Below are 12,226 nucleotides of genomic sequence, written 5' to 3' on the forward strand. Positions count from 1 at the left end.
GCGCCATGGTCTTCATCGGCGACATCCATCGCCAGTGGCACCATGTCGTCCGCGGCCTGACGGGGCTGGAGCGCAAGCCTGACGTGGCCGTGCTGCTCGGCGACATGGAATGCGACCGTCCGCTCGACGAGGTTGCCGCGCCGCTGCTCGAGGCCGGCATCGACGTCCGCTGGATCTGGGGCAACCACGATTACGACGGCGGACCGGAGATGTGGGCCAACCTCACGGATCCCGCGCGCAACCCGCGCACGCGCGACGGCGTGCTGAATGCGCGCGTCACTGACATCGGCGGCCTCCGCATCGCCGGGCTCGGCGGCACCTTCCGGCGCCGCGTCTGGGAACCGCCGCACGAGCGCCGGCTGCACAGCCGCACCGAGCTTGCCGAGGACGTCGCCACGCTCGGCGCGGACTGGACGGAGAAGCAGCGCAGGGCCATGGCCGATGCCCTCGGCGCCATGGCGATCTGGCCCGAGGATTACGACGCGCTCGCCGGCCTCCGCGCCGACGTGCTGGTCACGCATGAGGCGCCCTCCAGCCATCCGCAGGGCTTCACGATGATCGAGGATCTCGCCCGCGCCATGGGCGCGCAGTTGCTGATCCATGGCCACCACCACGTCTGCTACCGCGCCCGTGCCGAGGACGGGCTGGAGGTGCAGGGCGTGGGCGCCGGCTGGGCCCTGGGGCTCGACGGCAAGGCCTGGTGGCAGGGCGAACCGGACCGCTGGCTCGGGGCCTTCCCCAAGCCCTGGCGGCCCGCATAACAAGGAGACAGGGACGATGCGCATCACCGATCTGGAGGACAAGGCGGTCCTCGTCACCGGGGCCTCCACCGGCATCGGCGCCGCCGTGGCCAAGGGCTTCGCCGCGCAGGGCGCGCGCGTCGCCGTCCATTGCAATTCCAGCCGGCCTGCCGCCGAGGAGGTGGCCGCGGAGATCCGGGCCGCCGGCGGCTCCGCCATCGTGCTCCAGGCCGACGTGCGCTCCGTGGAGGCCTGCACGCGGCTCGTGAACGAGGCGCATGCGGCGCTCGGCCGGCTGGACGTGCTGGTGAACAATGCCGGCGGCGTGGTGAAGCGCCTCCCGCTGCGCGAGATCGACGACGCGCTCTACGACGACATCATCCAGCTCAACGCGCGCTCGGTCTTCGCCTGCTCGCGCGCCGCCATCCCGCTGATGGATGCGGGCGGCGGAGGCTGCATCATCTCCACCACCTCGCTCGCGGCGCGCAACGGCGGCGGCAGCAAGTCCACGCTCTACGCGGCGTCCAAGGCCTTCGTGTCGAACTTCACGCGCGGTCTGGCCAAGGAGGTCGCGCGGAACGGCATCCGCGTGAACGCGGTCGCGCCCGGCGTGATCGGCAAGCCGAACCAGCTGAAGACCATGCCCGCCCACCAGATCGAGGGCGCCATCAAGCTCACGCCCATGCGGCGGATCGGCACGGTGGACGAATGCGTGGGCGCCTATCTCTTCCTCGCCTCCCACGAGATGGCGGGATTCATCACGGGCCAGGTCATCGAAGTGAATGGCGGGCTTCAGATGCCCTGACTTCGCAACCGAATGAACCGGAGGAAACCAGAATGAACGACAATATCCTGCGACGAAGCCTGCTGCAGGCCCTCGGCGCCGCGCCGCTGGCGATCGGCGCGGCCAGCGCGCAGCCGTCCTATCCCGACCGTCCGGTCCGCGTGGTCGTGCCCTATGCGGCCGGCGGCGGCACGGACGTCACCGCCCGCGCCGCGACGCAGTTCCTGACCCCCGAGCTCGGCCAGCAGTTCCCGGTGGACAACCGCGCCGGCGCCAACACGGCCATCGGCGCGGAGTATGTCGCCCGCGCGCGGCCGGACGGCTACACGCTCGTCGTCTCCGGCATGACCACCTTCGTGCTGCTGCCCTTGCTGACGAAGCGGCTCTCCTTCCAGACGAGCGACTTCGCGCCCATCTCGCAGCTCACCCGCTCGCCCATGGCCTGCGTGGTGAACAAGGACGTGCCGGGCACCTTCCCGGAGATCCTCGCCCGGATCCAGCGCGCGCCGGCGGACTTCATCTACGCCCATACCGGCATCGGCAGCTCCGGCCACCTGATGGGCGAGCGGCTCTTCTCTGGCCACGGGATGCGGATCACCTCCGTGCCCTATCGCGGCTTCTCGGCGACGCTGGTGGACATGATGAGCGGCCAGATCCCGATGACCTTCGAATCCGTGCCGGCCACCATGCCCTTCCATCGCGAGGGGCGCGTGCGCATCGTCGCCGTCAGCAGCCCCGAGCGCTGGCCGGCTTTGCCGGACGTGCCGACCTTCCGCGAGCTCGGCTACCCCACCATGGCCTTCGTCGGCTGGTTCGGGCTGCTGGCCCCCGCGGGCACGCCGGCGCCGATCCTCGACCGGCTGTCCCGGGCCGTCGCGAAGATCAGCGCCGAGCCCGGCTATCGCGAGGCCATCGACCGGACCGGCCAGGAGGTCGTCCACAACACGCCGGAGGAGTTCGCCTCGCTGATCACCCGGGAGACCGAGGATTGGCGCAAGGTGATCGAGCCCCTGCACATCACGCTCGATTAGGAGGGACGCCTCGATGCATCGACATGCCCCCAGACGCGCGCTGCTCGGCGCTGCCGGCGCCCTGCTGATCACCCCCTTGGCAGCGCCCGCGCTGGCGCAGCGCGAATACCCCGTCCGCCCCATCCGGCTGATCGTGCCCTGGCTCGCCAGCGCCGCGGCCGACATCCAGCTCCGCGGCCTCGCGCAGGTCGCGACGCGGTATCTCGGCCAGCCCATCATCATCGAGAACCGCGCGGGCGCCAGCGGCATCCTCGGCGCGCAGCTCCTCGCGAACGAGGCGCAGGGCGACGGCTACCTGCTCACGCAGATGCACAACTCGGCGCTGCGCGTGCCCTTCATGATGCAGCGCGCGCCCTACGACCCGCTGCGCGACTTCAGCTACGTGATCCGCCTCGTCGGCTATTCCTACGGCGTCGTGGTGCGGCCGGACTCGCCCTGGCGGACGTGGCGGCAATTCGTCGACCATGTGAAGGCCAATCCCGGCAAGGTCAGCTTCGGCACGGCCGGCGTCGGCACCACGCAGCATGTCGTGATGGAGCAGGTGGCGCGCATCGCCGGGCTCGACTGGGTCCACGTGCCCTTCCGCGGCGGCGGCGACGACGTGCAGGCGCTGCTCGGCGGCAATCTCGACGCGGTGGCCTCCTCCAGCCTCTGGGCGGAGATGGTGCAGAACGGCCAGCTCCGGCTGCTCGTCTCCTTCGGCGAGGAGCGCATCCGCCGCTTCCCGGACACGCCGACGCTGCGCGAAAGCGGGATGAACGTGGCGCAGACCTCGCCCTATGGCCTGGTCGGGCCGAAGAACATGGATCCCGGCATCATGCGCATCCTGCACGACGCGCTGCACCGCGCGCTGACCGATCCCGAGCACCTCGCCCTGATCGCGCGGATGGACATGCCGCTCGCCTATCTCAACAGCGCCGACTACGCCGCCAGCATTCCCGCGACGCTGGAGGAGCAGCGGACCATCGTGCGCGAAGTCGGGCTGAGGATGTGAAGGAGAACGATATGGACGGCATCAGGATTCTGGCCAGCGGCCTCGGCTTCCCCGAGGGACCGGTCGCGATGAAGGACGGCTCCGTCGTCTTCGTCGAGCTCAACGGCGGCAAGGTCTCGCGCGTCGACGACAAGGGCGCTTATTCCGTGCTCGGCCCGACCGGCGGCGGCCCGAACGGCCTCGCGCGGGGGCCGGACGGCATGCTCTACCTCTGCAACAACGGCGGCAGCCATTACGAGCCGGGGCATTTCGCGGGGCAGGGGCCGTCGCACGACTACAAGGGCGGCTCCGTCGAGCGCGTCGACCCCGTCACCGGCGCGCGCACCACGCTCTACACGGAGTGCAACGGCTTCCGGCTGGCCGCGCCCAACGACCTCGTCTTCGACCGCCAGGGCGGCTTCTACTTCACCGACCTCGGCAAGCGCCGCAAGCGCGAGCGCGACAATGGCGGACTCTACTACGCGCTGCCCGACGGCTCCGGTATCAGGGAGCTGGCCTATCCCATCCTCTCGCCCAACGGCGTCGGCCTCTCGCCGGACGAGAAGACGCTCTATGTCGCGGACACCGAGACGGCGCGGCTCTGGGCCTTCGACATCGAGTCGCCCGGCGTGATCCGCAAGGCGGGATTTCCGTCCCCACATGGCGGCCGTTGCCTCTTCACGCTCGGTGAGTTCGCCCGCTTCGACAGCCTCGCGGTGGAGGCCTCCGGCAACATCGCCGTGGCGACGATGCTGACCGGGACCATCACGGTGATCTCGCCGGACGGGCGGCTCGTCCGCTCCGTGAAGATGCCGGACACGCATCCGACGAACATCTGCTTCGGCGGCCCGGACCTGCGGACCGCCTATGTCTCGCTCTCGCGCAAGGGCGAACTCGTGGCGCTGCCCTGGCCGGAGCCCGGCCTGCGCCTGAACTTTCAGGAGTAACGGGCCAGGGCAAAAGCCCTGGCGGGGGTTGGCGCCGAAGGCGAGACAACGGGGGCGGAGCCCCCTGGTGTAGCTAGGATTTGAAGAACCACTGCTCCGGATGCGCCCCCCAGGGCGTCCGGCAATGCTGCGAGATGCCGGTGCGGCCCGGCACGTTCTCCAGCCGCTCGCTCACCACGCGCACGCCCATGAACGCCGGCGAGAGCCCCACGAGCCCGATGCCCCATTGCTGGTCCACCGCGATCCGCCAGACCTCCTTCGCGGTCTCGTTGCGCTCCGCCTGGCGTTGGCTGGTCGCGGAGCGCATGAGCTGGAAGGCGCGCAGCAGGTGCGGATCGGAGGGCGCCTCGCCCCGCGCGCCGTTCGACGCGTACCAGTGCGAGTAGACGTTGCTGATGACGGCGCCGATCGGGTCCACCGGCAGGGTGTAGCGGGGGTAGAGGTAGAGGCTCTCGGTCCCGTTGTTGGTCCAGAGCGCGATCTGGTGCTGGTCGGTATAGGCGCGCGTGTACCAGAGGCTGCGCTCCATCACCTTCACGTCGGTCGCGATGCCGATCTGCCGCCAGTGCTGGGCGATCATCTCCGCCTGCTGCGGCCAGGTGGGCGAGAGGGTCTGGCCCACGGCGATCTCGATGCGCAGCCGTTGCCCGTTGTCGCGGCGCAGGCGGAAGCCCTCGCGGTCCTTCCGCTGGAGGCCGATGCCGTCGAGCAGCCGGTTGGCCTGCGGGATGTCCAGCGTGGACCACTTCTTGCGCCATTCCGGCCCGGGATTTTCGGGCAGGCTGTCATCCGGCACCACGGAGCCGGGCGTGCCCAGCCCGAGCCAGAAGGCCTCGTTCAGCTGCTCGCGGTCGATGCCCAGCGCCAGCGCGCGGCGGAACTCCACCTTGCGCAGGAGGTCGCCGATCTCGCGGTCCTCGGTGTAGGTGATCGTCGGGAAGAGCACGGAATCCGCGCCGTTGAAGCCGGGGTCCAGATGCACCTTGTAGCGGCTGCGCTGCTGGTTCTCGATGATGACCGGCAGCTTGCCGAGGTCGATGAAGCGCTCCTGGTAGTCGTACTCGCCGGCGATGGCGCGCAGGTTGATGACCTCGGGGTTCTCCGCCAGCGTCATCTGCACGCGGTCGATATAGGGCAGCTGCTGCCCCTCCGTGTCCACCGCGTAGTAGTAGGGGTTGCGCTCGAGCACCCAGAGCTGGGTGTTGATGGGCTGCACCATCCGCCAGGCCGAGAGCGTCGGCAGGTCGCGGTTCAGGCGCCAGTCGGACTTGTACTTGAAGTGCTCCACCCAGTTGCCGAAGCCGGCCGCGCGCGCCTGCGCCGTCAGCTGCTCCATCGGCGTGTTCTTGGGCAGCAGGCCCTTGAGGTAGTTCGCGGGCGCGTAGATTCCATAGGTCTGGCCCTGCGACTGCTGCCGCGTGTTGCCGCCGCCGATCAGCGTGTCGCCGGCGAGCAGCTGCGGGAAGAGGAAGTAGGGATCCTCGAACTCGAAGGCGACGGTGTGGTCGTCCACCTTCACCATCCGGCCCGGCTTGCCGTTGGCGGAGAGCTCCGGCGCCGGCGACGGCACGAGGTCGCGGTTGCTGTAGACGTCGTTGAAGTAGAACAGCCAGTCGTCGGCCGTGTGCGGCGAGCCGTCGGACCATTTCAGCCCGCGCCGCAGGAAGAGCGTGGTGCGCTTTCCATCCTCGCTCACCTCGTAGCCGCGGGCGAGGCAGGGCATGAGCTCCGTGCCGGCCGCATCGAAGAAGAGCGGCTTGTCGGCCGACATGATGCGGTTGCCGTTCTCGCTGTCGCCGGGGCCGATGAAGCCGCGGCGCCAGGTGCCGCCGTACTTGCCCACGCTGCGCAAGGGCTGGATGACCATCACGTCCTGCGGCAGGCGTTGCTCGACGGGCGGCAGGCGGCCGGCGCGGACCTGCTCGGCCAGCATCGGCGCTTCCTTGAACTGGCGGGGGCGGCGCGCCTCGTCGGTGACGAGGGTGGGGCCTTCGAGCGTGCCGATCAGGCCGGAGTCATGAAAGCTGCCGGTGGTCTGCGCGGCGGCCGCGCCGGCGATCCCGGTCAGGGCCAGAGCCCCCAATTCCCTGCGACGCATGATGTTCCTCCTGTTCTTCTTCGTTGTCAGCGCACGCCGGCGAGTTCGAGCTCCGCGGCGCGATGGCAGCTTACGAAACGTCCCGAGCCCGTCGGCGTCAGCTCCGGCCGCTCCACGCGGCAGCGATCGACGGCATAGGGGCAGCGGGGATGGAAGGCGCAGCCGGGCGGCGGGTTGGCGGGATCGGCGACCTCGCCCTGGGCCACGCGGCGGCGGCCGCGGCGCTCCGGATCGGGCGCGGGGACGGCGGCCAGCAGCGCCTCGGTGTAGGGATGCAGCGGCGCGCGGTAGAGCGCGTCGGTCGGCGCCACCTCCACGATGCGGCCGACATACATGACCGCCACGCGGTCACTCACATGGCGCACCACGCTGAGGTCGTGCGCCACGAAGAGCATGGAGAGGCCCAGCCGGTCCTGCAGGTCCAGCAGCAGGTTGATGATCTGCGCCTGCACCGAGACGTCGAGCGCGGAGACCGGCTCGTCCGCCACGACCAGCCGCGGGTTGAGCGCCAGCGCCCGTGCGATGCCCACGCGCTGCCGCTGTCCACCCGAGAAGGCGTGCGGGAAGCGGATGCGCGCGCTCTGCGGCATCTGCACCAGCTCCAGCAGCTCGGCCACGCGGTCGCGCCGCTCGGCGGCGGGGACGCCGTTGACCTTCAGGGGTTCCGCGATGATGTCGCCCACCATCATGCGCGGATTCAGCGACGCATAGGGATCCTGGAAGATCATCTGGATGTGCCGGCGCAGCGGCCGCACCTTGCGCTTCGGCAAGGTCGCGAGATCCACCGTCTCCGTCTCGCTGGTGGCGAAGCGGATGGCGCCGGAGGTCACGGTCAGCGCGCGCAGGATGCAGCGCGAGACCGTGGTCTTGCCGCAGCCGCTCTCGCCGACCAGCGCCAGCGTCTCGCCCTGGGCGATGTGGAAGCTGACGCCGTCCACCGCGCGCACGCGCCCGACCTCGCGGCGCAGCAGCCCCGCGCGGATCGGGTAGTGCTTCTTCAGGTCCTGGACCTCGAGGAGGTTCATGCCGCCACCACCTCGTTCTGGTCGGCCTTGAAGCAGGCGGCGCCGGCATGGCCGGGCGGCACGGGCCTGGGCGACTGCTCGGAGCACAGCGCGCCCAGCTGCTCCGTGCAGCGCGGATGGAAGGGGCAGCCCGTGGGCCGCGCGCCCGGATGCGGCACCGCGCCGCCGATGGTGGAGAGGCGCTGGCGCGGGGTCGCGAGAATGCTCGGCACGGCGCGGAGAAGGGCGCGCGTATAGGGGTGCCGGGGCGCGGAAAAAACCTCGCGCACGGGCGCGAATTCCACGACGCGGCCGAGATACATCACGGCCACCTCGTCGGCCATCTCGGCGATCACGCCCATGTCATGGGTGATGAGCATCAGCGCGATGTTCTTCTCCTCCTGCAGCCGCCGCAGCAGGTCGAGGATCTGCGCCTGTGTCGTGACGTCCAGCGCGGTGGTGGGCTCGTCGGCGATGACGATCTGCGGGTCGCCGGCCAGCGCCATGGCGATGCCCACGCGCTGCCGCAGCCCGCCTGAGAGCTCGAAGGGATAGGCGGAGATGCGCGTCTCCGGCCTGGGGATGCCGACCTCGCGCAGCAGCTCGATGGCGCGGTTCTGCGCCTCGGCCTTGGAGATGTCGGCGTGCTGGAGCACCGCCTCGATGATCTGGTTGCCGACCGTGTAGTGCACGCTGAGCGCCGTCATCGGCTCCTGGAAGATCAGGCCCACGCGGCCGCCGCGCACGCCGCGCATCTCCTTCGATTCCGGGTCGAGCTGCGCCAGGTCCACCTCGCCCGCCGTGCCGGGATCGAGGATCATCCGGCCCGCCGTGATGCGCCCGGGACGGTCGACGATGCGCAGGATCGAGCGCGCGGTGACGGATTTTCCGCAGCCGCTCTCGCCGACGACGCCCAGCGTGCGGCCGGCATGCAGGTCGAAGCTCACGCCGTCCAGCGCGCGCACCACCCCCTGCTCGGAGACGAATTCGACCGCGAGGTCGCGGATGGCCAATGCGGTTCTGTCAGCCATAGGGGTCCGCCGCGTCACGCAGGCCGTCGCCGAGGAAGTTGAAGGCCAGGATCACCAGCGTCACCGGGATGGCCGGGATCAGCAGCCAGGGCGCGCCGGCCAGCACCTGGATGTTCTGGGCGTCCTGCAGCAGGATTCCCCAGCTCACGGCGGGAGGCCGCAGGCCGAGCCCCAGGAAGCTCAGCGACGTCTCGCTGATGATCATCGCGGGCAGCGCGAGGCTGGTGGCCGCGATGATATGGCTGGTGAAGGACGGCAGCATGTGGCGGAAGATGATCCGCCCCTGGCTGGCGCCGGAGAGCTCGGCGGCCACCACGAAATCCTCCTCGCGCAGCGCCAGGAAGCGGCCGCGCACCACGCGGGCAAGGTCGGTCCAGCCGATCAGCGAGATGATGAGGGTGATGGCGAAATAGACCTGGATCACGCTCCAGGTCCGCGGCAGCGCGGCCGCGAGCCCCATCCAGAGCGGGATGGTCGGCACGGATCGCAGCACCTCGATGATGCGCTGGATCACCAGGTCCACCCAGCCCCCGTAGAGGCCGGAGATTCCTCCCAGCAGCACGCCCAGGAACAGGCTCAGTGTCACGCCGGCGAGGCCGATGACGAGCGAGACGCGCGTCGCCACCATGATGCGGGAGAAGAGGTCGCGCCCGAGCTGGTCGGTGCCGAGCAGGAAGATGCTCTCGCCGGGACGCCCGCCCTCCACGCCGAAGAGGTGGAGGTCGGTCTCGATGAAGCCAAGGAGGTTGTAGGAGTAGCCGCGCACGAACATGCGCACCGGCAGCTTGCGCGTGGGATCCGGCGTGTAGACCATCTGGAAGGTGCGCGGATTGCGCACGCCGCGCAGCCCGTAGACATGCGGGTTGAAGCCGCTGTCGTCGAAGAGGTGGATGCCCTGCGGCGGGATGAAGCTGCGCCGCGCATCGGTGGCCTGCGGGTCGGTGGTCGCGAGGAAGTCGGCGAAGACGGCGACCATGTAGAAGAGGACGATCACCACGAGGCTGACCAGCGCCAGCTTGTGCTTGCGGAAGCGCCACCAGGTGAGCTGGAGCTGCGTCGCCTGGGCGTAGCGTGCCTCGGCCGCGGCGGCCTTGGCGTCGAGCGGAGCTGCGGTATCGACGACGGCGCTCATCTCAGCGGCCCTCCAGCCGGATGCGCGGATCGATCCACATCAGCAGCATGTCCGAGATCAGCGTGCCGATGACGGTCATGACGCCGAGCAGCAGCACGATCGCGCCGGCGAGGAACATGTCCTGCGCGACCAGCGCCTGGAGCAGCAGCGGCCCCACCGTCGGCAGGCCCAGCACCAGCGAGACGATGATGCTGCCCGAGACGAGGTAGGGGAACAGATAGGCCAGCGAGCTGGCGAAGGGATTCAGCGCCGCACGCACCGGGTATTTCAGCACGGCGCGCATTTCCGTCAGGCCCTTTGCGCGCGCGGTGACGACATAGGGCTTGCGCAGCTCGTCCAGCAGGTTGGCGCGCATGATGCGGATGAGCTGTGCAGTGCCCGCCATGGCCAGCACCGCGGCCGGCAGCGGCAGGTGCTTCATCAGGTCCCAGGCGCGCCCCAGGCTCCAGTCCGCCTGCGCATATTCCGCCGAGAACAGCCCGCCGACATTCAGCCCGAGGTAGCGGAAGCCGACATACATCAGGATCAGCGCGAGCAGGAAATTCGGGATCGCCAGCCCCATGAATCCCAGCGTGGTGAAGATGTAGTCGCCGATCGAGTACTGCCGCATCGCCGAGTAGATGCCGATCGGCAGCGCGATCATCCAGGTCAGGAACAGCGCCGAGACGGAGACGGCCATGGTGAGCCAGAGCCGGTCGCCGATCACCTCCGTCACGGGACGTCGCCACACCATGGAGACGCCGAAATCGCCGTTCAGCACACGGCCCATCCAGATGCCGTACTGCACGACCACCGGACGATCGAGCCCGTACTCCCGCCGCATGGCCTCGGCCTGGTCGGCGGAGACGGAGCTGCCGCTGGCCGCGAGGTTCGCGATATAGGCGTCCACGAAATCGCCCGGCGGCAGCCGGATGATGACGAAGGTGAAGATGGAGATGAAGACGCAGGTGATCAGCGCGAGGCCGAGCCGGCGCAGAAGATAGATCACCATGAGCGTGGCCTGCCTTGCGGCATCACGAACATTCCCTCCGGTCGAGCCGGTCGATGCCGGCGCGTATCCTGCAGCGCAGTAGATAACCATGCGCGGTGGGAGGCAAGCGCGTCGCTGCGATCTGAGCGCGGCTAACGCGCCCGCCTGCGCGGCAGGAGGAAGACCGTTACGAGGGCAATGACAGGCGGGACGCTCCGCGCGTCACCGTGATCGGCGGGAAGGGCCTCCGGGGATCAGACGTCCACCCCGTAATCGGCGAGCTCCGGCCGCATCGCCTCGATGACGAAATCCACCAGGGCGGTGGGCGCGTCGAGATAGAATTCCCGGTCGGAATAGGCGCCGACCTCGGCCGGGATGCCGCGCGCCGCCAGCCAGGCTGCCAGCTTCTCCAGCTCCGCCTTCGGGGTCTCGCTGAGGAAGGAGACCTGCGAGCGGATGCGGTCCTCCTCGCGGCGTGCCGTGTCGCTGCGACTGAACTGGAGGTCCACATTGGTGCCGGGCTGGCGCAGCCAGATGGCGCGCTCGGTGCGGCGCAGCTCAACGAAGCCGAGCTCCTCCCGGAAGAGGGAGACGACGGTCTCGAAGTGGCCGCGATCGATGCGGTTGGCGACGTGATTGAACTGCATTAGCGCAGATAAGCCTTTTCGATTTTGCGCATCTCCGCATCGCCCTGCAGCGCGAAGACATCGGTCACGGACGCGATGCCCGACTCGACGCCGGCAATGCCGCCCTCGGCCAGGATGCGGCGGAAGGTGTCGCGCATGGCGCCCACCGCCGCGCGGATGGCGTGGTTGCCGCAGATGATCAGCCCGACCTTTCCGAGCGCCGCGACATCGCTGAAGGAAAGCTGCGGGTAGCTGGTCGGCACCAGCACCAGCGGGACCTTCCCCGGCCAGGCGCGGCAGAAGGACAGGATCTCGTCGGGCGTCTTCTGCTTGCTGTGGATGAGCACGGCGTCGGCGCCCGCCTCGGCATAGGCGGCGCCGCGCTTCAGGGCCTCCTCCTGGCCGAGCCCCGCGATCAGCGCCTCGGTCCGCGCGATCACCAGGACGTCACCGGCAGCGCGCGCGGCCTCGATCTTGCCCTGGAACTCCTCCACCGGCAGCAGCTCCTGCCGTCCGCCGGGTCGGAGGCTGCTGTCCTTGGGGAAGGTCTTGTCCTCCATCACCACCGCGGCGACGCCCGCGGCGATGTAGCGCGGCACGGCATAGGCGACGTTGACCGCATTGCCGAAGCCCGTGTCGATGTCGGCGACGACGGGCGCCTCCTGCACCTCGCCGATGGCGCGCATCATCTCCAGATGCGTGCCCATGGGCAGGATGCTGGCATCCGGCACGGCATAGCTGGCGGACAGCTCGAAGCCGCTGCCCCAGATGGCGTCGAAGCCGGCCTCGGCGGCCAGCTTCGCGGCGAGGGGGTTGTGCGCCGCCATGGCCAGTGCCGGCTTTGCGACGTCGAGCTTCGCGCGCAGCGCGGCGGCCTTGGGATTCGTCAT

General features: G+C 69.6%; 12 protein-coding genes. 5 read left to right on the forward strand and 7 right to left on the reverse strand.

Annotated elements, in window-relative coordinates:
* The first annotated feature begins 5 nt into the window (after window positions 1–5).
* Genes AC1ROY_RS09390 through AC1ROY_RS09410 form a run of 5 tightly spaced genes read left to right on the forward strand, consistent with a single transcriptional unit; the run spans window position 6 to window position 4,475 of the window.
* Window positions 6–761, forward strand: a complete 756-nt coding sequence (locus tag AC1ROY_RS09390; protein ID WP_493148536.1) for a metallophosphoesterase family protein — start codon at window positions 6–8, stop codon at window positions 759–761.
* 16 nt (window positions 762–777) lie between these two features.
* Entirely contained in the window at window positions 778–1,545 is a 768-nt protein-coding gene (locus tag AC1ROY_RS09395; protein WP_493148537.1) for an SDR family NAD(P)-dependent oxidoreductase, read from the forward strand.
* A 32-nt stretch (window positions 1,546–1,577) separates the two neighbouring features.
* The gene (locus AC1ROY_RS09400) at window positions 1,578–2,555 is read left to right on the forward strand and encodes a Bug family tripartite tricarboxylate transporter substrate binding protein (RefSeq protein WP_493148538.1); all 978 of its coding nucleotides are present in this window, start codon (window positions 1,578–1,580) and stop codon (window positions 2,553–2,555) included.
* 13 nt (window positions 2,556–2,568) lie between these two features.
* Window positions 2,569–3,549, forward strand: a complete 981-nt coding sequence (locus tag AC1ROY_RS09405; RefSeq protein WP_493148539.1) for a tripartite tricarboxylate transporter substrate binding protein — start codon at window positions 2,569–2,571, stop codon at window positions 3,547–3,549.
* Window positions 3,550–3,560: 11 nt separating this feature from the next.
* Complete coding sequence (locus tag AC1ROY_RS09410) at window positions 3,561–4,475, forward strand: SMP-30/gluconolactonase/LRE family protein (RefSeq protein WP_493148540.1); 915 nt, start codon at window positions 3,561–3,563, stop codon at window positions 4,473–4,475.
* Between the two features lie 73 nt (window positions 4,476–4,548).
* On the opposite strand, the gene AC1ROY_RS09415 is transcribed toward AC1ROY_RS09410, so the two are convergent.
* The 7 genes from AC1ROY_RS09415 to AC1ROY_RS09445 all read right to left on the reverse strand — a co-directional run bounded on the left by AC1ROY_RS09415 (window position 4,549) and on the right by AC1ROY_RS09445 (window position 12,226).
* Window positions 4,549–6,573 (reverse strand): ABC transporter substrate-binding protein, encoded by a 2,025-nt coding sequence (locus AC1ROY_RS09415; protein ID WP_493148541.1) that lies wholly within the window; start codon window positions 6,571–6,573, stop codon window positions 4,549–4,551.
* Between the two features lie 26 nt (window positions 6,574–6,599).
* Window positions 6,600–7,598 (reverse strand): ABC transporter ATP-binding protein, encoded by a 999-nt coding sequence (locus tag AC1ROY_RS09420; RefSeq protein WP_493148542.1) that lies wholly within the window; start codon window positions 7,596–7,598, stop codon window positions 6,600–6,602.
* Window positions 7,595–8,608, reverse strand: coding sequence for an ABC transporter ATP-binding protein (locus AC1ROY_RS09425; protein WP_493148543.1), 1,014 nt, complete (start codon window positions 8,606–8,608; stop codon window positions 7,595–7,597). Before AC1ROY_RS09425 ends, AC1ROY_RS09420 begins: the two co-directional genes overlap by 4 nt.
* Entirely contained in the window at window positions 8,601–9,740 is a 1,140-nt protein-coding gene (locus tag AC1ROY_RS09430) for an ABC transporter permease (RefSeq protein ID WP_493148544.1), read from the reverse strand. The genes AC1ROY_RS09425 and AC1ROY_RS09430 overlap by 8 nt, the downstream gene beginning before the upstream one ends.
* Before the next feature lies 1 nt (window position 9,741).
* Window positions 9,742–10,731 (reverse strand): ABC transporter permease, encoded by a 990-nt coding sequence (locus AC1ROY_RS09435; protein WP_493148545.1) that lies wholly within the window; start codon window positions 10,729–10,731, stop codon window positions 9,742–9,744.
* A 233-nt stretch (window positions 10,732–10,964) separates the two neighbouring features.
* On the reverse strand, window positions 10,965–11,357 hold the full coding sequence (locus tag AC1ROY_RS09440; RefSeq protein ID WP_493148546.1) for a VOC family protein: 393 nt from the start codon (window positions 11,355–11,357) through the stop codon (window positions 10,965–10,967).
* Window positions 11,357–12,226, reverse strand: a complete 870-nt coding sequence (locus AC1ROY_RS09445) for a phosphonopyruvate hydrolase (RefSeq protein ID WP_493148547.1) — start codon at window positions 12,224–12,226, stop codon at window positions 11,357–11,359. Before AC1ROY_RS09445 ends, AC1ROY_RS09440 begins: the two co-directional genes overlap by 1 nt.

This window comes from Roseococcus sp. GW821-FHT12F05 (genome assembly GCF_058806835.1).

Bases quoted from the DNA above. Each gene is read 5' to 3' on its own strand.
- AC1ROY_RS09390 (WP_493148536.1), top strand. From the start codon at position 6: ATGGTCTTCATCGGCGACATCCATCGCCAGTGGCACCATGTCGTCCGC.
- AC1ROY_RS09395 (WP_493148537.1), top strand. From the start codon at position 778: ATGCGCATCACCGATCTGGAGGACAAGGCGGTCCTCGTCACCGGGGCC.
- AC1ROY_RS09400 (WP_493148538.1), top strand. From the start codon at position 1,578: ATGAACGACAATATCCTGCGACGAAGCCTGCTGCAGGCCCTCGGCGCC.
- AC1ROY_RS09405 (WP_493148539.1), top strand. From the start codon at position 2,569: ATGCATCGACATGCCCCCAGACGCGCGCTGCTCGGCGCTGCCGGCGCC.
- AC1ROY_RS09410 (WP_493148540.1), top strand. From the start codon at position 3,561: ATGGACGGCATCAGGATTCTGGCCAGCGGCCTCGGCTTCCCCGAGGGA.
- AC1ROY_RS09415 (WP_493148541.1), bottom strand. From the start codon at position 6,573: ATGCGTCGCAGGGAATTGGGGGCTCTGGCCCTGACCGGGATCGCCGGC.
- AC1ROY_RS09420 (WP_493148542.1), bottom strand. From the start codon at position 7,598: ATGAACCTCCTCGAGGTCCAGGACCTGAAGAAGCACTACCCGATCCGC.
- AC1ROY_RS09425 (WP_493148543.1), bottom strand. From the start codon at position 8,608: ATGGCTGACAGAACCGCATTGGCCATCCGCGACCTCGCGGTCGAATTC.
- AC1ROY_RS09430 (WP_493148544.1), bottom strand. From the start codon at position 9,740: ATGAGCGCCGTCGTCGATACCGCAGCTCCGCTCGACGCCAAGGCCGCC.
- AC1ROY_RS09435 (WP_493148545.1), bottom strand. From the start codon at position 10,731: ATGGTGATCTATCTTCTGCGCCGGCTCGGCCTCGCGCTGATCACCTGC.
- AC1ROY_RS09440 (WP_493148546.1), bottom strand. From the start codon at position 11,357: ATGCAGTTCAATCACGTCGCCAACCGCATCGATCGCGGCCACTTCGAG.
- AC1ROY_RS09445 (WP_493148547.1), bottom strand. From the start codon at position 12,226: ATGACGAATCCCAAGGCCGCCGCGCTGCGCGCGAAGCTCGACGTCGCA.